General features: G+C 68.5%; 15 protein-coding genes and 3 pseudogenes. 10 read left to right on the top strand and 8 right to left on the bottom strand.

The features are described 5' to 3' along the window. The first annotated feature begins 96 nt into the window (after positions 1–96). The 7 genes and pseudogenes from ACFPIH_RS24210 to ACFPIH_RS24240 all read left to right on the top strand — a co-directional run. Positions 97–627 carry a 2,4'-dihydroxyacetophenone dioxygenase family protein gene (locus ACFPIH_RS24210; RefSeq protein ID WP_381174751.1) on the top strand — a complete coding sequence of 177 codons (531 nt, stop codon included), beginning with the start codon at positions 97–99 and terminating at the stop codon, positions 625–627. Positions 628–762: 135 nt separating this feature from the next. After that, positions 763–1,824, top strand: coding sequence for an alpha/beta fold hydrolase (locus tag ACFPIH_RS24215; protein ID WP_381174749.1), 1,062 nt, complete (start codon positions 763–765; stop codon positions 1,822–1,824). Positions 1,825–2,232: 408 nt separating this feature from the next. Further along, positions 2,233–2,574, top strand: coding sequence for a helix-turn-helix domain-containing protein (locus ACFPIH_RS24220; RefSeq protein ID WP_381174747.1), 342 nt, complete (start codon positions 2,233–2,235; stop codon positions 2,572–2,574). Further along, complete coding sequence (locus ACFPIH_RS24225) at positions 2,571–3,509, top strand: RNA-guided endonuclease InsQ/TnpB family protein (protein ID WP_381174745.1); 939 nt, start codon at positions 2,571–2,573, stop codon at positions 3,507–3,509. The genes ACFPIH_RS24220 and ACFPIH_RS24225 overlap by 4 nt, the downstream gene beginning before the upstream one ends. A 227-nt stretch (positions 3,510–3,736) precedes the next feature. Continuing rightward, on the top strand, positions 3,737–7,405 hold the full coding sequence (locus ACFPIH_RS24230) for a S8 family serine peptidase (RefSeq protein WP_381174743.1): 3,669 nt from the start codon (positions 3,737–3,739) through the stop codon (positions 7,403–7,405). 58 nt (positions 7,406–7,463) lie between these two features. Next, positions 7,464–8,465: a helix-turn-helix transcriptional regulator gene (locus ACFPIH_RS24235; protein ID WP_381174741.1), complete on the top strand. Its 1,002-nt coding sequence runs from the start codon at positions 7,464–7,466 to the stop codon at positions 8,463–8,465. 117 nt (positions 8,466–8,582) lie between these two features. Then, positions 8,583–8,768, top strand: a pseudogene (locus ACFPIH_RS24240) (transposase); the annotation flags it as partial. A gap of 31 nt (positions 8,769–8,799) precedes the next feature. Here ACFPIH_RS24240 and ACFPIH_RS24245 read toward each other — a convergent pair. The 6 genes and pseudogenes from ACFPIH_RS24245 to ACFPIH_RS24270 form a co-directional block, all read right to left on the bottom strand. Next, positions 8,800–9,636 (bottom strand): annotated as a pseudogene (locus ACFPIH_RS24245) (IS5 family transposase); the annotation flags it as partial. A gap of 41 nt (positions 9,637–9,677) precedes the next feature. Next, on the bottom strand, positions 9,678–10,028 hold the full coding sequence (locus tag ACFPIH_RS24250) for a RacP protein (RefSeq protein ID WP_381174739.1): 351 nt from the start codon (positions 10,026–10,028) through the stop codon (positions 9,678–9,680). 60 nt (positions 10,029–10,088) lie between these two features. Then, positions 10,089–11,000 carry a DUF6192 family protein gene (locus ACFPIH_RS24255; protein WP_381174737.1) on the bottom strand — a complete coding sequence of 304 codons (912 nt, stop codon included), beginning with the start codon at positions 10,998–11,000 and terminating at the stop codon, positions 10,089–10,091. A 170-nt stretch (positions 11,001–11,170) separates the two neighbouring features. Continuing rightward, complete coding sequence (locus ACFPIH_RS24260) at positions 11,171–12,646, bottom strand: class I adenylate-forming enzyme family protein (protein ID WP_381174735.1); 1,476 nt, start codon at positions 12,644–12,646, stop codon at positions 11,171–11,173. 36 nt (positions 12,647–12,682) lie between these two features. Further along, entirely contained in the window at positions 12,683–13,606 is a 924-nt protein-coding gene (locus ACFPIH_RS24265) for an alpha/beta hydrolase (protein WP_381174733.1), read from the bottom strand. A gap of 7 nt (positions 13,607–13,613) precedes the next feature. Beyond that, entirely contained in the window at positions 13,614–14,582 is a 969-nt protein-coding gene (locus ACFPIH_RS24270; RefSeq protein ID WP_381174731.1) for an enoyl-CoA hydratase/isomerase family protein, read from the bottom strand. 261 nt (positions 14,583–14,843) lie between these two features. Here ACFPIH_RS24270 and ACFPIH_RS24275 point away from each other — a divergent pair, with 261 nt between their 5' ends. After that, a complete protein-coding gene (locus ACFPIH_RS24275) occupies positions 14,844–15,527 on the top strand; it encodes a TetR/AcrR family transcriptional regulator (protein ID WP_381174729.1) in 684 nt (227 codons plus the stop codon). Positions 15,528–15,561: 34 nt separating this feature from the next. Here ACFPIH_RS24275 and ACFPIH_RS24280 read toward each other — a convergent pair whose 3' ends face one another. Further along, on the bottom strand, positions 15,562–16,458 hold the full coding sequence (locus ACFPIH_RS24280) for a short-chain dehydrogenase/reductase (RefSeq protein WP_381174727.1): 897 nt from the start codon (positions 16,456–16,458) through the stop codon (positions 15,562–15,564). A gap of 106 nt (positions 16,459–16,564) precedes the next feature. Between ACFPIH_RS24280 and ACFPIH_RS24285 the strand changes: the two genes are divergently transcribed. Next, positions 16,565–17,062, top strand: a complete 498-nt coding sequence (locus tag ACFPIH_RS24285) for a winged helix-turn-helix transcriptional regulator (protein ID WP_381174725.1) — start codon at positions 16,565–16,567, stop codon at positions 17,060–17,062. Between the two features lie 92 nt (positions 17,063–17,154). Beyond that, on the top strand, positions 17,155–17,442 hold the full coding sequence (locus ACFPIH_RS24290) for an SRPBCC family protein (protein WP_381174723.1): 288 nt from the start codon (positions 17,155–17,157) through the stop codon (positions 17,440–17,442). On the opposite strand, the pseudogene ACFPIH_RS24295 reads toward ACFPIH_RS24290, so the two are convergent. Beyond that, positions 17,414–17,821: pseudogene (locus ACFPIH_RS24295) on the bottom strand (transposase); the annotation flags it as partial. The gene ACFPIH_RS24290 and the pseudogene ACFPIH_RS24295 sit on opposite strands and share 29 nt — an antisense overlap.

A 17,821-nucleotide genomic window follows, 5' to 3' on the forward strand; every position in this document is an offset into this window, starting at 1 on the left:
CTGATCCGATCCGAGTCGAGCCGCCTTCCCGCCCGCTGCACGCGACGGGACCCGCCTCGGCGGGCCGCGGCAATCATGAGAAAGCAGGCACCCGTCATGACCGCCGAACTGACCGCGAACAAGGTCCCTGTCGTCTCGCTCCCGCAGACCGAGCTGCTCACGGTCCACGTGAACGAGATCCCCGTCCTGAAGGACTCCCTGGGCCCCGGGATCGACTTCCAGCCGCTGTTCCTCGACCCCGAGGTCGGGGTCTGGGTGATCATCGGCACCTTCGCCCCGGGTGTGGAGCTGCCCATCCACCTCCACACCGGTCCGGTGCACGGTTACACCCTGAAGGGGGAGTGGATCTACAAGGAGTACCCGGACCAGCCGCAGACCGCCGGGTCGTACCTCTACGAGCCGGCCTCCTCGGTCCACACCTTCGCCGTCCCGGAGACGACCACCGAGCCCACGGTCGTGCTGTTCATCGTGTACGGCGCCAATGTCGGCTTCACCGACGAGGGTCAGTTCCACTCGGTCCTCGACGCCGTCACCGTCCAGAAGCTGACCGAGGACTGTGCACGGGCGCAGGGTCTCGGTGCCATCAGGTACCTGACGGGTGGCACGGCGAAGTTCAGCGACGCGTAACCAAGGACCGGCGGTGCGGGCATCGGGCCGAAGCGGCGAACCGATGTCCGCACCGCCCTCGTTCGGGGCGGCGCGACGGGACCGCGCCGCCCCGAAGAAACGTTTCTGTACACAAGAGCGACATGGAGGCCGCCAATGCCCCTCTCCGAATGGGAAGAGCGCACCGTCCGGGTCAACGGACAGCGCATCCACCTGCGGATCGCCGGTACGTCCGGCCCGATCGTCCTGATGGTCCATGGTTTCCCCGAGTCCTGGCACTCGTGGCGGCACCAGATGGACGCGCTGTCCGACGCCGGCTATCGCGCCGTGGCGATGGACGTGCGGGGATACGGCCGCTCGTCCAAGCCCGCCGACGTGGCCGCGTACCGGATCACCGAGTCGGTCGCGGACTGCGTCGGCGTGGTCGAGGCACTGGGCGAGTCGAGCGCCGTGATCGTCGGCCATGACTACGGGGCTCCGGTGGCGTGGGCCTCGGCGTGGACCCGGCCCGACGTCTTCCGCGGGGTCGTGGCGCTGAGCGTGCCGTTCGGCGGCCGAGGCCAGTCGGGGCTGCCGGGCAACCCCTTCGGCGAGCGGCGGCCGAGCGAGGTCTACCGCGAGCTGGCGGGCCCCGACATGCTGTTCTACCAGGAGTACTTCGCACTCCCCGGCGGCGTTGCGGAACAGGAGATCGAAGAGGACGTGCGGTCGTGGGTCATCAGCGGCCTCTACAGTCTGTCCGCGGACCGTCCCCTGCCGCCCGAGCTCGCCGGTGCCGACCTCACGTCACTCCCGCCGGACTTTCTCCGGGAGTTCGTCCGGGGCGCCATGTGCGTGCCGCGGACGGAGAAGTTCGGCGCGAGACTGGAACTGCCGGAGAAACTGCCCCACTGGATCGACCAGGACGAGGTCGACTTCCTCGTCGCCGAGCTGGAGCACACCGGACTGACCGGCCCGCTGAACTACTACCGGACCCTCGATCTGAACTGGGAGGTCCTCGGGGAATACCAGGACAGTCCGGTGACCGTGCCCGCACTCTTCATCGGGGGCGACCGGGACGTGACGACGATCTGGAGCCAGGAGGCGATCGCCCGGATAGGGGAGAAGGTACACGACCTGCGAGGATCGGTGATCCTGGCCAACTGCGGGCACTGGATCCAGCAGGAGCAGCCCGAGGCGGTCAACAGGGAGCTCCTCGGCTTCCTCAGCGGTCTCTGATGCGCTACCACGACGGTCTCTGACCCGGGAACGAGCACACTGACCGGGCTGGGCGGCGGCGGTGAGGGTCGTTGCCGCCCAACCCTCAGACGTACAACCCCCCTCGGCAAACGGGGAGGTGCTCACACATACCTTTGCCCGTACCTCTTGAGTTGCGGGAACCGACGTCCACCTGGCTTCCGGCAGGGTGCCCGGTCCTTCAGGGCAGGGGTAACCGGATCGCAGTTAGGGCGATCCGGCGTTCTCGTCCGGGACGCGGAGGGTGGCCACGGATGGGTGGTGGTGACGGGGAGTCGAGGGTCCTCGGACCGGTGGCTGGCGGTCGGCGGTCAGCGGGGTGGTCACTCGCATGGGTGATGGTGATCGATGTTGTGCGCGGCCGTGGAACGTGTGGTCTACGTTCGCGGTATGGCGCGGTTTCGGTTGTATCCGACGGGCGGGCAGGTGCGGCAGATGCTGCTGCACTGCGCGCACGCGAGGTACGTCTGGAACCTCGCCGTCGAGCAGCACGCGCACTGGCGGAAGGGCCGCAGGTCCGCGCCGGGGTTTGTCGAGCAGTGCCGTCAGCTCACCGAGGCCCGGCGCGCCAATGAGTGGCTGGCGGCCGGGAACGCGGACGTGCAGCAGCAGGCCCTCAAGGACTTCGCGAAGGCCAAGCAGGCACGTTTCACGTCCGGGTTCGGTGAGCCGACCTGGCGCAGGAAGTTCGTACCGACCGCCTCCCCGAGTACCACGGCGACGGCTCGGTGAAGCTGAACGCGAAGACCGGCAGACAGGTCATGGGCCGCTCGGTCGTGGTGCGCAAGCTCAACCGGCGGTGGGCGCAGGTGAAGGTGCCCGGCTGCGGCTGGGTCCGCTTCCGCCTCAGCACCGGCGGCAAGGGCGCGAAGCTGCCCGACGCGAAGACGTTCCGCGTCACCTTCCGCAACGGGCAGTGGCATGCCGCGTTCGCCGTCGTCCCCGGGCCGGTCCCCGCGCCCGGCACGGGTGAGGTCATCGGCATCGACCGGGGCGTCACCATCACCGCCGCCCTCTCCGACGGGCGGAAACTGAACTGCCCGCAGCTCACCGTCCGGGAACGCGCCCAGGTCCGCAAACACCAGCGGCGCGCCGCCCGCGCCCCCAAGGGCAGCGAGCAGAAGGCGGCCGGGTACGCGGCCGTCGCCCGGCTCAGGGCCCGCGAGGCTAATCGCCGCAAGGACTGGTGCGAGAAGACCAGCACCCTGCTCGCCCGCACCTACGACCTGATCCGGTTCGAGAAGCTGAACATCAGGAACATGACCCGCTCCGCGAAGGGAACCGTGGAGCAGCCCGGCCGGAACGTGGCGCAGAAGGCGGGGCTGAACCGGGGCATCCTCGCCCAGGGCTGGGGCCTGCTCCGGCAACGCACCGAACACAAAGCCCCTGGCCGAGTCGAGGACGTCCCGGCCCCGTACACGTCTCTGCGGTGCAGTGCCTGCGGATGGATCGACAAGAACTCGCGCAAGAGCCAAGCCGAGTTCGTGTGCTCCTCCTGTGGCTTCACCTGCAACGCGGACACCAACGCAGCATCCAACGTCGCGGCAGGACAGGGCGGGATCCCCCGCCCCCGGCGAACAGCCGGTGCCGGAGGGGTGACAACGGCCACCAGCCGTTCGAGCACCCGTGAACCCCAACCCACCCGGGTTGGAATCCTTCTCTTTTAGAACCCGTCTTTGAACCCCCGATCGCACTGTCAGGCGAGTGACTTTGGGGTGCGGCTGCTCGCCACGAGGCCCTGTCCGCCCGTCAACCCTCGTGGCCGAGAAAGGCATTGGCACTCCCTGGCCACAGCAATCCCTTGAGTCGCTTTGCGCGCGGCACTCACTCTGAGTACTGGCTTCCGCTCCACGAGGGCGGAGGCGTTTCAGCGTTCAGGGGAGGACCTCCACACATGCGAAGACTCCACGCCCTTTGGGCCGTGGCAGGAGCGGCCGGGCTGCTCGCCGGGGCGGTCACGCCCGCGGCGGCCGGTCCCGCGTCCCCGCTCACCCAGCCGGGCACCACGCGGGCACCACACACCGACACCCAGACCGTCACCCTCATCACGGGCGACACGGTTTCGGTCACCACCGGGCCCGACGGCAAGTCCGCCGTCGACATCGAGCGCGGCAAGGGCCGTGAGACCGCCACCTTCCTGTCCACCGAGCGCGACGGCGAGGTCAGCGTCTTACCCTCGGACGCGATCCCGCTGGTGAAGGCGGGCCGTCTCGACCCGGCCCTGTTCAACGTCACCCAGCTGGTGAAGCAGGGGTACGCGGACTCGAAGACCGGCACCACCCCGGTGATCGCGACGTACAAGAGCGGCAGCGCGACCCCCGAGGGCGCACGCCGGACGCTCAAGCTGCCCGCGATCGACGGGGCCGCGCTGAGCGCGAAGAAGTCGACCTCGTTCTGGGCCGACATCGCTCCCGCGCTCGGCACCGCACCCACCACGAAGGCCGCGAAGCAGCTCGGCGAGGGCATCGACAAGATCTGGCTCGACGGCAAGGTGCAGGCGTCCCTCGACGTCAGCGTGCCGCAGATCGGCGCACCCGAGGTGTGGAAGTCGGGCTACGACGGCCAGGGCGTCGACGTCGCGGTCCTGGACACCGGCGTGGACACCGGGCACCCGGATCTGGCGGGGAAGCTCGCCGAGACGCAGAGCTTCGTGCCGGGCGAGACGGTGCAGGACGGTCACGGCCACGGCACCCATGTAGCGTCCACGATCGTCGGCTCCGGCGCGGCCTCGGACGGCAAGCGCAAGGGCGTCGCGCCGGGCGCTGATCTGTTCGTCGGCAAGGTGCTCGACAACACCGGCCACGGCCAGGACTCGTGGATCATCGCGGGCATGGACTGGGCGGCCCACTCCGGGGCGAAGATCGTGTCGATGTCGCTGGGCGGTACGGCGACCGGGCCCTCCGACATCCTGAGCGAGACCGTCGACGAGCTGTCCGAGTCCACCGGCACTCTCTTCGTGATCGCGGCGGGCAACTCCGGTCCGGCCGAGCAGACCGTGGGCACCCCGGGCATCGCCGACTCGGCGCTGACGGTCGGCGCCGTCGACAAGTCCGACAAACTGGCCTCGTTCTCCAGCCGGGGTCCACGCGTCGGCGACTCCGCGGTCAAGCCGGAGATCACTGCGCCGGGGGTGGCCATCACCGCGGCCCGCGCCGCCGGCACCACCATGGCCGGCAGTACGCCGGTCGACGACTACTACTCGACGGCGAGCGGTACGTCGATGGCGACCCCGCATGTCGCGGGCGCCGCGGCGCTGGTCGCCCAGGCCCACCCCGACTGGACGGGCCAGCAGATCAAGCAGGCGCTGGCGACCACGGCGAAGACCATGCCGGACGCCGACGTCTTCCAGCAGGGCGACGGCCGCGTCGACGCCGTACGGGCCGTCAATCAGGGCGTCTTCGCGACCCCGGCACTGAGCTTCGGCAAGTACGAGGAGGCCGACACCGAGGTCGCCACCAAGGACATCACGTACACCAACACCACGGACAAAGCGGTGGAGTTGAAGGTGTCCTCGTCACTTCGCGACGCCGCACTGAACGCGGACGCGGTCACCGTCCCGGCGAAGGGCACCGCCACCGTCGCGGTCACGGTCGACCCGGCCAAGGAGGCGACGGGCCGGTACACGGGCCACATCACCGCGAGCGCCGACGGTGTCCTCGTCACCACCGCCATCGGCTTCGAGAAGCTGCCGAAGACCTACGACCTGAAGGTGTCGCTGCTGGGCCGCGACGGCAAGCCGTCCACGTCCGCGTCGCTCTTCATGCTGCAGGAGCTGAACGGCGCGTACGCGGACACCTACGGGTTCATCGGCAGCGGCTACACCTTCAAGGTGCCGGCCGGTACGTATTCCACGGCGTCCTGGATCTCCAAGCGGGACGCGGCCGGACTGGAGGTCGACACCTCGATCGTCGGTGATCCGGAGATCGAGGTCGACAAGGACACCGAGGTCGTCCTCGACGCCCGCAAGGCGGTCGAGATCAAGCCGAAGACCAAGGAGGACTCCGAGTTCCGGGGCTTCACCACCACCTGGCACCGGGAAGGCCCGGGCACTGGCCTGGGGGTGACCTACAGCCAGGGCTGGTGGACCGACCACGTCTATGTGGCGCCCACCGAGAAGGTCACCCAGGGCGTGTTCGAGTTCTCCTCGAAGTTCCGGCTGTACGCCAAGGAGCTGACGGCGAGCGTCACCGGCCCGGAGAAGTACGCTCTGCCCCTCGACTACGCGCAGACGTACAGCGGCCTCCCCGTGAAGGTCAGCGGTGATCACACGGTGCGGGCGGTGGACGCGGGCGCCGGAACCGCGGCCGACTTCGAGGGACTCGACGTCAAGGGCAAGGTGGCGGTCGTCCACGTGGGCGCCGGTAAGAGGGCGGACGAGGCACTGACCAACGCGACGGCGGCCGGGGCCGGTTACGTCCTCGCCTACCAGGAGACGCCCGGGTACTGGCTCGGCTCCGTGCAGAGCATGACCATCCCGCTGATGCTCGCCACCGGCGAGGACGGCGCGAAGCTCGGCGCCCTGCTGAAGAGCGGGAAGAAGGTCAAGCTGAAGCTGACCGGCACTCCGGTCAGTCCGTACGTGTACAGCGTGATGTTCCCGCAGGTGGGGGCAGTCTCGGCCAACCAGACGTACAACCTGAACAGCTCCAACACGGTGAAGCAGACGGTTCGTTACCACGGGGCCCGGGTCGGTGATGTCGGCAAGGACGCCGTGTACCGGTACCGCCCCTGGCAGGGGGCCGACATCGCGACCACCAACAACGTGCAGCTCGGCACGGAGCGCACCGAGTACTACAACGTCTCCGACACCCGGATCTGGCACGCCGTCTATCCCAACTGGAAGGCGACCCAGCCCCAGTGGGGTGTCGTGCGGACCTTCGACAAGGCGGGCAAACAGCCCGCCGAGGACTGGCTGGGCCAGGTCGTCCGCCCGGCGACCGCTCAGCAGTACGGCCTCTCCCAGCGCACCGGTGACAAACTCTCCTTCCGGATCCCGGAGTTGAGCGATTCCGCACCGGGCCACTACGGATCGGTGGACAACGTCCTGGACACCGCGAAGGGCAAGTTGTACGCGGACGGGCAGTTGGTCGGCGACACCGCGCTCGGCGGCTACGGCACCTTCACCGTCCCGGCGGCGAAGTCCTCGTACCGCCTCGTGGTCGACGCACAGCGCACGGCCGACTGGGCGTCGTACTCCACCGGCACCCACACCGAGTGGTCCTTCGCCTCGGCGCACACGGACCAGCAGACGGCGCTCGGGCTGCTCTCGGTCGACTACGACGTGGCCGGGCTCAACCTCCTCAACAGTGCTGAGGCCGGGCACACGTCGAAACTCGGCCTCTCCCTCCGGAACCAGTCGGGCGGCGTCACCGCCAGTTCCCTGAAGGCCTGGGTCTCGTACGACGACGGCACCTCCTGGAAGGAAGTGAAGGTCAAGAACGGCAAGGCGGAGCTCAAGCACCCGAAGAAGGGCGCCGGGTTCGGGTCGCTGCGCGTACGGGCCTCCGACCGGGACGGCAACACGGTCGACCAGACGGTCGTACGGGCGTTCGGCCTGAAGTAGACGACCGCCGCCAAACATTGCGAAAATTCTTAACAAAGATCGTCTACCGTGCCGGTCCATGGTGAACACGGCATACGACACGGCAAGGGAGACCCCTGCCGCGAGCCCCTGGGCCGCGGTGGGGGTCTCCGCGTTCGACGAGCTGCTGTACCAGGCCATCCTCAACCAGCCCGACGCCGGCGCGTCCGGCTGGGCGCTGCTGACCGGTGCCTCCCCGGCCCGGGTCCTCGAGTCCTGCAACCGACTGCTCGCGCTCGGGCTCCTGCAACCATCGGACTCCATGGGCGGATTACGGGCGGTCGACCCCCGGGTGGCGATCCGCGCGCTGATCCGGCGACGCGAGACGGAGTCCGAACTGCTGGCCACCACCGCCGAGGAGATGGCGACCGCGTACGAGGCGGGGCTGCTGCGCGAGGAGCCGTCCCAGCTGGTCGAGGTGGCCTCCGGCGAGGGCGCCATCGCAGCATGCCTGGAGGAGATGTACGGGCGCGCGGAGCACGAGGTGTGCCTTTTCGACACACCGCTGTATCTCGCCCCGCCTGCTCCACAGGTGGATCTCCAGGCCGATCTGCTCAGCCGCGGGATCGTCTCTCGCGGGATCTACGCGGCGACCGGCCTGGAGGATCCGAAGGTCCTGTCCCGCGCCTTGAGAATGGTCGAACTCGGCGAGCAGGCCCGGGTGTTGCCGACCGTTCCGCTCAAGCTGCTGGTGGTCGACGGATGCCGGGCGCTGCTGCCGCTGACCGCCTCCTCGGCCGGCGGCTACTCTGCCGTCGTCGTGTGGCACTCGGCGGTGACCGAGGCCCTGCAGAAGCTCTTCGAGCTGGCCTGGCAGCAGGCGACTCCACTGGGCCAAGCGGCCGACGACAGTGAACTCTCCGAAAGCGAGAAGACGTTGACCCGGCTGCTGGCGGCCGGAATGAGAGACGAGGCGGTGGCTCGCCATCTGGGGGTGAGTCTGCGGACCCTGCGGCGGCGGGTGAGCGAGCTGCAGGAGCGGCTGGGGGCGGCGAGCCGGTTCCAGCTGGGGATGCGGGCTTCTCAACGCGGCTGGGTGTAGCCGTTGCGGACCCTTTGAGGCGACGGGCCGCGCCCTGGCCGGGAGCGCGGCCCCCACTCCATGAACTGCGTGGCCGAAGGGTGCATTGGCACGCCCCGGCCACAGGATTCCCCCGCAAAGGGCATCGAGTCCAGCGAACGATTGGGCCGTCGCAGGTGGGTGATTGAGAAGACGATGTCGTGGCTGTCCGGCTACCGCAGACTCAGCCCCCGCTACGAGCGTCATCCCCGCAACTACCGGGCATTTCTCGGGCTCGCCGCGGCTATCTGCTGCTACAAGCGCCTCGTCCGCCTCACCACATAGGACACGGTCTTGAAGGTCACGCGGCCAGGACGGTTGCTGCCGGCCGGGGTGCTGCGGCGCTGGGGTGGATGGGCTGCCGGGTGAGTCGGCGGGTCATGAGCGTGATTGCCGCGAGGGCGAGCATTGCTTCGGAGTGCTCGGGGAGGGTTTCGTAGTCGCGTACATTCCTGCGGGCGTGAAGCCACCACGCCAGGCTCCGCTCGACTACCCACCTTCGCGGCAGAAGAACGAAGCCTTTCGCCCCTTTGGGCCTGCTCACGGTCTTGATTGTCAGGTTGAGGAAGGACTTGGCCCAGTCGACCAGCGTTCCCGCATAGATGGAATCGGCCCAGACGACGGCGATCTGCGGGTGCATGAGACGCAGCCGGAGGAGGACTTCCTTGGCCGCGACTGCGTCGTGTGTGCTGGCCGGCGTCACCATGACGAACAGCAGCAGCCCTTTCGTGCCGACGACGATGTGTCTCTTGCGGCCCGGAAGCTTTTTGCCCGCGTCGTATCCGGAAGTGGTTCTCGGGACGGTGGCGGCGACCTTGACGGACTGCGAATCGATCACCGCGGCCACGGGATGCGGGGAGGTCCCCATGGCGCGGCGGACCCGGCGCCGGAGCTGGTCACGGATGAGGTTGAAGATGCCGGCCGCCCGCCACCGGCTGAAGAACCCGAAGACCGTCTGGAAGGGCGGGAAGTCTGCGGGCAGGGCCCGCCACTTGCAGCCCGTATCCACCACATACCGAACGGCGTCCACGATCGCGCGGCGAGGCCACTTCTCCGGGTGGCCTCCCGAGGACAACTGGCATGCGGGCGCGGGCAGTAGAGGCTCCAGCAAGGCCCACTCCTCGATGCTGGTGTCCGAGGGACGTCGGCGCATCCCGTGCTCCCTTGGTGCCTGATCCCCCACGGAGGCGGGGATCAGGCGATCAGGTCGAGGGTGGACTCGACAGAGTTGAGTTGGGCAGCCATGTGGCGGACCCACTTGTCCTCGGGGGCGAGTGCGGCGTGCGGGGTGACCGTGCCCGTGATCAGCCTGCGGATCTCGGTCAGCTTTTCGCGGATCACTCCCACCTCGTAGGCCTGCAGGACGTCACCGTCGGCGGTGAACTGGTAGCCGTCGGCGCGCGTGTAGATGAGGGGCGGCCAGCCCTTCTTGGCGATGACGTCGCGCAGCATCGCGAGCCCGGAGCGGACCTGGCTGCGGGTCAGTTCGGTGGCCCGCATCAGCTGCGGCATGTGCAGGCCCGCGGGACGGGCCGACAACAGCACCCGCCAGAGGGCCTCGGCGTACTCGCGGGCGGCATCACCCTTGCGCCGCGATCGGCACGGCTACTCGCCCCGCAGCAGCTTGGCCAGCTCCTCATCCATGTCCAGATGCCCGCTGTCGACAGCGGTCACAATCCACTCGCAGGTCGCCCGGACACGGTCGACGTTCCTGTGGATCACCTCCCGCTCGTCCTCGGACAAGCGGCGTCCGCGCATCTGCGGCACCAGGCGGCCGGTCGCGGCCACGAACTTGTGGCAGGCACCGATCAGGTCCAGGAAGTCGATCGTCCGGTCGAGCTGCCGGACCAACGGCGCGACCCGGTTCTCCGGCCGCTCGGGAACCGGTTCGGCCTCGTCGGCCTGGTGCCACCGGTCTGTCTGTGCCTTGTTGAACAGATGCCTGGCGGTGTCATCTCCGGCGGCTTGGAAGGCGACGCTGGGGTGACGCAGGCAGTCGGTGGCCACGCGTGCGGCGACCTGGTCGTCAACCGCGAGGTCGTGGATCGCCTCGACCTTTTCCTGCGGGGTCTGCGGATTGTCGACCCGCCACCCGACCTGGCGCTTCGCGGCGTCCTGCGTCCACCGTGGCACTCCGTCCCGCGGATGCTGCGGCGGGTTCTGGATCCGGTCGAAGCGATCGTCGAGCTTCTCCAGGATCCGGTGGATCTCGAAGGAGACGCCAGCGATCCGGTACTCGGCGGGCCACTTGCTGGCCGTCTGCCGGTTGAGGCGGACCTGGTTGTAGGGGACGCCGATGTCCTCGGCGTACAACTCCAAGGTCTCCTGCACCCCGAGCAGTTCTTCACCGGTCGCCGGTGATGAGCCGCCGTGCGGCCGCATCGGCTCGATCTCCAAAGCATGGTCACCGATTCTGAACTGGATCTTCGTATCGACCTCGACGAGCTTCCGGTCCTCGGCGATGATCTCCTCGTACCGCGCCCGGGAAACGCTCCCGACCTTCGTGCTCGTGGGCATGGCGCCCACCACCCCTCAGCACGGGACGCCGGCACTCCCTCCGCCGGTGACAAGCCCCGGCCTCTGCCCGCAGCATCCTGCCGCACGACCCATGGCAACCCACAGCCAACACTGTTGCGTACAAGCATGTTCAAAGACGGGTTCTTAAGAGGAGGAGGATGTCAAGTTGATCAGGACCGGGCCGAGTGGGCGGCGTAGCCGGCACGCAACGAGGTTTTGTCGATCTTGCCGACCGCGTTCTTCGGGATGGCTTCCACCACGAAGAACGCGGTCGGGCGCTTGTAGCCGGTGAGGCTGCGCGCGCAGAGGGCTTTCAGCGCCTCGGAATCGACGGTCGACCCCGGCCGAGGCTGGACGTAGGCGACCACCACCTCTCCCCACTTCTCGTCGGCTACGCCGATCACCGCGGCTTCGAGCACCGACGGGTCGCCTGCGAGCACGTCCTCGATCTCCTTGGGGTAGATGTTCTCCCCGCCACGGATGATCATGTCTTTCGAGCGCCCGACCAGGGTCAGATAGCCGTCGGCGTCGAGGTGGCCCACGTCGCCCGTGCGCAACCAGCCGCCGTTGACGATGACCTTGGCCGTTTCGTCCGGACGGCCCAGATAGCCCCGCATGACATTGGCCCCCCGTACGACGACCTCACCGTCGCTGCCCAGTGCCACCTCGCCGCCGTCGGCGTCGACGATCCGGATCTCCTGGCCGGGGAAGGGAAGCCCCACGGTTCCGGCGCGTCGAGGGCCTGCGACGGGGTTGATGGTGGAGCCGCAGGTCCCTTCGGACAGGCCGTACCCCTCGATGAGCGGGAACCCGTACCGGGCCTCGAACCGGGTCAGCAGCTCCGCGGAGGCGGGCGCGGCTCCGCAGACTCCGAACCGCAGCGATGATGTGTCGGGCCGGACGTGGTCCGGGAGTGCCGCGAGCATGCTGTAGATCGTCGGCACCGCGCTGAAGAAGGTGGGGCGCTCCTGCTCGACGAGGTCGAAGAAGGTGCGGGGGTCGAACCGGCCCGCGATCACGACGCTCGCGCCCACGAGCAGCGGCATGAGCACGCTGACCACGATTCCGTTGACGTGGAAGAGTGGCAGGATCAGCAGGCACCGGTCGGCAGGCCCGACCTCCAACGCCTGGCGCCCCATCTCCACCATGGCGTCGATGTTGGCGTGGTCGAGCATCACCCCCTTGGGCACCCCGGTCGTACCGCTGGTGTAGATGAGCAGGGCCAGCGCGGACGGGTCCAACAGCGGTGCCTGATCCGGCTCCACATCTCCTTCGTACAGTTCGCCGACGCCGAGTACGGCAACACCGTGCGCCACGACGGCCGCACCGTCCTCGACCACCAGCAGGCGCGCACCGGAGTCCTGGAGCTGTCGGACCACTTCGACGTCGGTCATGCTCGGGTTGACCGGTGTGATGGTGGCGCCGAGCCGCCAGGCGGCGAACAGCAGGAGTACGAACTCGACGCGGTTCGTCAGCTTGAGGGCGACGACGTCACCGGTGCCGATCCCGAGGTCGTGCAGCTGACGCGCTGCCATGCGGACCCGGCTCAGCAACTGCACGTTGGTGAGGGACTGGTGCCCGTCAAAGACCGCGGCCCCATGGGGGTCGAGCTCGGCGCGGCGGTCGGGCAGAGAAGCGAAATTCATGGTGAGGCGTACCTGTCTCGGTGTGATGCGATCCGGTCAGGGAGTCGACGCGGCGGGCGCCGGGTCCAGCTGGCGGACGAGGAACTCGGTCTGGTCACGTACCAGTTCCTCGAAGGTCTCGCCGGTGTAGAAGTCGAAGTGACCGGCGTCGTACCTCTTGGTCTCTCCCCGGGGCGCGGTGCTCGCGTACCGGAGGGTCTGGGCGGGAGGCGTGACCGAGTCGGTTTCGCTGACGCAGAAGAGGATCGGCATGGTGACCTTCTTCGCCGCGCGCCCGGGTCGGTAGCCGGCGATGGTCGGGATCACCCGTGCCGCCACCTCGTTGCGGAACGTCGTCCCGGCCGGCTGCAGTGCCTGGTAACCGGGCAGGGCGTCCGGAGCGTTCATGAGGGCCGGCGAACCGGGGGCGGCGGCGATGGGAACCATCACGGGCGCCCTGCCGCGCACTCTGGCCGCCAGGTCCCGGGCGAGCACGGGAGTCATCCTGAGTGAGGCGAGCGGGCCGAGCGCAAGCGCGGAGGCCAGACCGTCGGTGAACGGGCACTGGGCCACGGCCGCGCGCAGTTCGGGATGGCGCGAGGCGACGGTGATGGCGTGACCGCCGCCGAAGGAGCTGCCCCACACCGCGACACGGGAGCGGTCGACGTCATGGCGGGCCTTGACGTGGGCGAGGGCGGCGTCCCAGTCGGCGAGCTGACGCTTGATCGACAGAAGCTGGCGAGGGTGGCCGCCGCTGTCGCCGAAGTGCCGGTACGTGAAGGCCAGGGCGGCTATGCCGGCCTGTGCGAAACGCTCGGCGAAGGCGTCCAGGCGCATCTCTCGGGTGGCGCCCAGCCCGTGCCCGAGGACGACGACGGGCGGGGAGGTGACACCCGTGGGGAGGTAGAGCCATCCGGCACATCTGCTGTCGCCGGAGGGGAAGGTGATGTCACGACGGACGAAGGGCTGTGGAGTGGTCATCGTCGTCTCACCGTCCGTTCGTCGAGCGGCGGCCGGGCACGCTGCCCAATACGAGCGCTTGCGCGTACGTGTGCAGCCTGTAGAGCGGGAGCTCGCCGGTGGCGTCTGTCGCCGCCATGTAGTCGAGCATCAGTTCCTGGCCCTCCTTCGACATGACTCTGGTGAAGAACTCGGCGCGTTCGACGTGCAGGCCGTCTTCCAGGGACATCGAGCCGCCGAAGTACACCGACCGCTTGGCGGCTGCGACCGACCCCTTCGACCGCTTGCCGAAGTGCGCCGCGAGTTCGATCGCCTGATCGAGCACCTTGTGCTGCGGTACGACCTTGTCGACCGCCCCGTTGGCGAGCGCCTCCGCAGGTGTGAACGGCTTGCCTTCGAGGATCGCGGCCAGGGACCGGTGGGTGCCGATCAGGCGGGTCAGTCGCTGGGTGCCGCCGCCACCCGGGATGATGCCGAGGAGGATTTCCGGCTGACCGATGAAGTGGTCCCCATCGGCCATGACCCGGAGATCGCACGCCCAGGCGAACTCGGCGCCGAGGCCGAGAGCCGAACCGTTGAGGGCGGCGACGAAGAGGACACCGCTGGCGTTCATCCGCAGGAAGGTTGTGTGCAGCCGCTCCAGCTGGAGGGCTCCCCGCATCGGGGTCCTGCGCATCACGCGCCCGAGAAAGCGCAACCGGTCCACGTGCTTCGCCATGCGTACGACGGCGGCAGCACCACGTCGGCCGACCGTCGGGCTCGCGGCGCCCTCTTCCTGCAGCCACCCGACCGCCGCATGGCTGACGAACCGCTCGGGATGCGCCCCGGTGAAGACGACGGCACGGATACTCGGATCGCGGTCGACTCGGGCCACCAGCCTGTCCAGTTGATCGGCGATATCGAGGCCGAACACCTGGTGCGGGCCGCCGTCGACCCGGACGACCAGGACGGCTCCGAGATCCTCGATCTCCAGATGGCCCTTGTCTTTGTACGGCATGAATTCTGCTCCCGTGCTGGGTTCATGGGGGTGGAAAGTGCGTGGGGACAGTGGCGGATGCGTGTCACGGCGATGGGGTCGGGTTCGCCCCAGCGGGCTGTGTCCGCACTGGCGGCAGGAGACTGGACCGGCGCGTGATGACGTGTTCAAGGACGGACGCGTGAATCCGAGACGGCACGTCACGTGCGATGTGTACTATTGCCGTGAAGAATTACATAACCAAGTTATTTCAGGTGTGTCAACGGTGGAGGCGTGCGAGACATGGCAGGGCGGGCGAGGCTTGACGACGTACCGGAACGGCTTGTGCGGGCGGCCATCGGTCTGCTGGCCGAGCAGGGGCCGTCGGCTGTGAAGGCGCGCACGGTGGCCTCCGCGAGCCGCCTGTCGACGATGGTGGTCTACAGCCACTTCGGTGGGATCCCCGAGCTGATGAGCGCTGTTGCCGACCATGGGTTCAAGGAACTCGGCAGAGCGTTCGCCCGGGTACCGGTGACGGAGGACCCGATCGCGGACCTCTTTGCCATGGCCTTGACCTGCCGTCGGCTGGCCCGCGAGAACCCTCACCTCTACGACCTGATGTTCGGACTGTCCACTCGGGCGACGTACCGGCCTCTGTCGGATGCGGACCTTCGCCTGAGCGGGCATTCCCCGGCCTTCCGGGAAGCCCACGCTCATGTCACTGCAGCGTGCGAGCGGCTCGTGCACTCCGGCAGGGTCGAGCGGCAGGAACCCGAAGTGATTGCCGCCCAGTTGTGGAGTCTCGTGCACGGTTACATCACCCTTGAACTGGCCGAGCATTTCGTCGAGTTCGACGACGCCGTGGTGCAGGTGCTCCTGCCGATGGGCGTGAACTTCTCTGTCGGGCTGGGTGACAAGCGGGAACGTGCCGAGGCCTCGCACGAAGCCGGCGCGCGCCTGTACGACTCGATCGTCCAAGGTCAGTGAGAAGTCGGGCGGTCGGGCGCTGCAACGTGTGCGGCTAGGACGACCTGGTCCCCGCAGCAGGGGCATCGGTACCCGGCGTGAGTTGGTCATGCCTCCCCAGCGCTGCGACCTCCCGTTCGAGGGACGGAACCGCCCGGGCCGCGAAACGCCTCGCCCACGGCCAGGCCAGCGGTGAATTCAGCGCCGCCTTGGCCCAGTTGGCCACGACGACCGCGCGCGGCACGTACACGCGGCTGCGTCGGCGCACGAGCCCGTCGACGATCGCGGCAGCCGCCCGGTCGGCGCTCGTGGTGACATTGCCCGGATAGGGCAGCCGCCCGCGCAGGCCCTGGAACGAGGGGAGATCCGCCTCGGCGCCCCGGACGAGGTCCGTGTCGATCCAGGAGGGGTGTACAAGGCCGACCGTGACCCCGAGGTGTGCCACCTCCTGGCGGTAGGTCAGGGCGAGCAGCTCGGCCGCCGCCTTGCTCGCGCCGTACGAGGCCATCGCGGCCAGCGGCATGAACGACAGCGCCGAGGCCACGACCAGCACGTGACCCCGGCTGCGCTCCAGATGGGGTGTCGCGTACTTGAGGGTGCGGAACACGCCGTTCAGGTTGATGTCCAGGACCCGCTCGAACGACGCCTCGTCCGTCTGCCGCACCGTCCCGTACGCCACGACCCCGGCATTGGCGACGACGAGGTCGATGCCGCCCATGACCTCGGCGGCCTCGTCGATCGCCGACCGTAGGGCGGCGCCGTCGCGCACATCGGCCTCACGCCACGAAGCGGCGGGACCCAGGTCATCGGCGAGGGCGCGCAAGCGATCGGGCTCCAGCCCGATCACGGTCACACGAGCCCCTCGGGCGGCGGCCAGGCGGGCCACCTGCTCGCCGATGCCGCGTGCCGCTCCGGTGACAACCAGTTTTCTGCCCAGCAGGTCACGTTTCATGGCGGCAACATAACTTCGTTATTGATGGAGCACAAGAGACCGCGCACCGGCCGCTGCTCAGTTCACCTGCTGGGTCTCACGACCGGACGAACCGATGCTGGCTGTCATGAGGCGGACATCCCTTGCGCAGTGGCCCTGCTCGATCGCACGGACCATGGACCTGCTGGGGGACTGGTGGACGCCCTTGGTGCTGCGCGAGGCGTTCTACGGGATCCGGCGATTCGACGCGTTCCAGGAGTCGCTGGGGGTCGCCCGCAATACGCTCACGGACCGGCTGCGTCGGCTGATGGAGGAGGGGCTGCTGGAGAGGCGGCCGTACCAGACGGAGCCGGTTCGGTACGACTGCGTGCTCACCGAGAAGGGCCGCGACTTCCAGGGCGTGCTGCTGGTGATGAATCGCTGGAGGGACCGTTGGCTGGCCGGTGAAGCGGGCCCGCCGGTGGCCATGCACCACGATGTGTGTGGTCAGGAGACCCGTGCCGAGGTGGTGTGCGCCACCTGCGGTGAGCCCATGACCGCGGGCAACGCCCGTCCCCGGATGGGCCCCGGCTATCCACCGCAGCTGGCCGAACGGCCGGATGCGCGGGAGCGTTTCGCGGGCTGACTCAGTAGTTCGGCGGTACCCGCGCTCGCCCTTGACGAGTAAGTCTCTCTACGCAACTTTACTGGTCAGTTGCTCGTATATGGGTTTTCGGTATGGGCAGGGACGCCACCGGATCATGGAGTGGACGGGCGCGCTATGCGGACAAGTCGACGGTCGAGGTTCACACCTGGATCGCCGCCCCACCGGCACAGGTGTGGACGGTGGTGTCCGACACCGAGCTGATGCCGCGCCTGAGTCCCGAGCTGGACTCGGTCGAATGGCTGGATGGCAGGAGCGGCCCTGCTGTGGGAGCCCGATTCGTCAGTCGGAGCAGGCGTGAGTCCTTGGGGGAGTGGAATCTCAATGAGCGTGTCAAGCCGTCTGCGGGACCGGCGGGGTAGAGGTGAACAGCCTCTTGTCGCGCGGCATCGCCCAGAGCACATCGACCCGGCGGCGGGCCAGCGCGAGTAGCGCCTGGGTATGGAGCAGCCCCTCGGCTCGCTTCTTGAGGTAGTAGTCCCGGGACGGTCCTGGTCGCATCATCGCGGACTGCGCGGACATGTAGAACAGTCAGCGCAGGCGGCGGTTGTAGCGTTTGGGCCGGTGGTTGTTGCCGGTGCGGCGGCCGGAGTCGCGGGGTACCGGGGCCAGGTCCGCGTGCGAGGCCAGGCGGCCGGCGTCCCGGTATCCAGAAAGGTCTCCGACAACGGCGACGAACTCGGCGCCCAGGATCGGGCCCATGCCGGGAAGGGACTCGATGATCTCGGCGCGGTCGTCGAG

The organism is Streptomyces vulcanius (assembly GCF_042653945.1).
Lineage (GTDB): Bacteria > Actinomycetota > Actinomycetes > Streptomycetales > Streptomycetaceae > Streptomyces > Streptomyces mangrovi.

Bases quoted from the DNA above. Each gene is read 5' to 3' on its own strand.
- ACFPIH_RS24280 (WP_381174727.1), bottom strand. From the start codon at position 16,458: ATGAAACGTGACCTGCTGGGCAGAAAACTGGTTGTCACCGGAGCGGCA.
- ACFPIH_RS24235 (WP_381174741.1), top strand. From the start codon at position 7,464: ATGGTGAACACGGCATACGACACGGCAAGGGAGACCCCTGCCGCGAGC.
- ACFPIH_RS24290 (WP_381174723.1), top strand. From the start codon at position 17,155: ATGGGCAGGGACGCCACCGGATCATGGAGTGGACGGGCGCGCTATGCG.
- ACFPIH_RS24215 (WP_381174749.1), top strand. From the start codon at position 763: ATGCCCCTCTCCGAATGGGAAGAGCGCACCGTCCGGGTCAACGGACAG.
- ACFPIH_RS24210 (WP_381174751.1), top strand. From the start codon at position 97: ATGACCGCCGAACTGACCGCGAACAAGGTCCCTGTCGTCTCGCTCCCG.
- ACFPIH_RS24270 (WP_381174731.1), bottom strand. From the start codon at position 14,582: ATGCCGTACAAAGACAAGGGCCATCTGGAGATCGAGGATCTCGGAGCC.
- ACFPIH_RS24230 (WP_381174743.1), top strand. From the start codon at position 3,737: ATGCGAAGACTCCACGCCCTTTGGGCCGTGGCAGGAGCGGCCGGGCTG.
- ACFPIH_RS24275 (WP_381174729.1), top strand. From the start codon at position 14,844: ATGGCAGGGCGGGCGAGGCTTGACGACGTACCGGAACGGCTTGTGCGG.
- ACFPIH_RS24220 (WP_381174747.1), top strand. From the start codon at position 2,233: ATGGCGCGGTTTCGGTTGTATCCGACGGGCGGGCAGGTGCGGCAGATG.
- ACFPIH_RS24285 (WP_381174725.1), top strand. From the start codon at position 16,565: ATGAGGCGGACATCCCTTGCGCAGTGGCCCTGCTCGATCGCACGGACC.
- ACFPIH_RS24260 (WP_381174735.1), bottom strand. From the start codon at position 12,646: ATGAATTTCGCTTCTCTGCCCGACCGCCGCGCCGAGCTCGACCCCCAT.
- ACFPIH_RS24255 (WP_381174737.1), bottom strand. From the start codon at position 11,000: ATGCCCACGAGCACGAAGGTCGGGAGCGTTTCCCGGGCGCGGTACGAG.
- ACFPIH_RS24265 (WP_381174733.1), bottom strand. From the start codon at position 13,606: ATGACCACTCCACAGCCCTTCGTCCGTCGTGACATCACCTTCCCCTCC.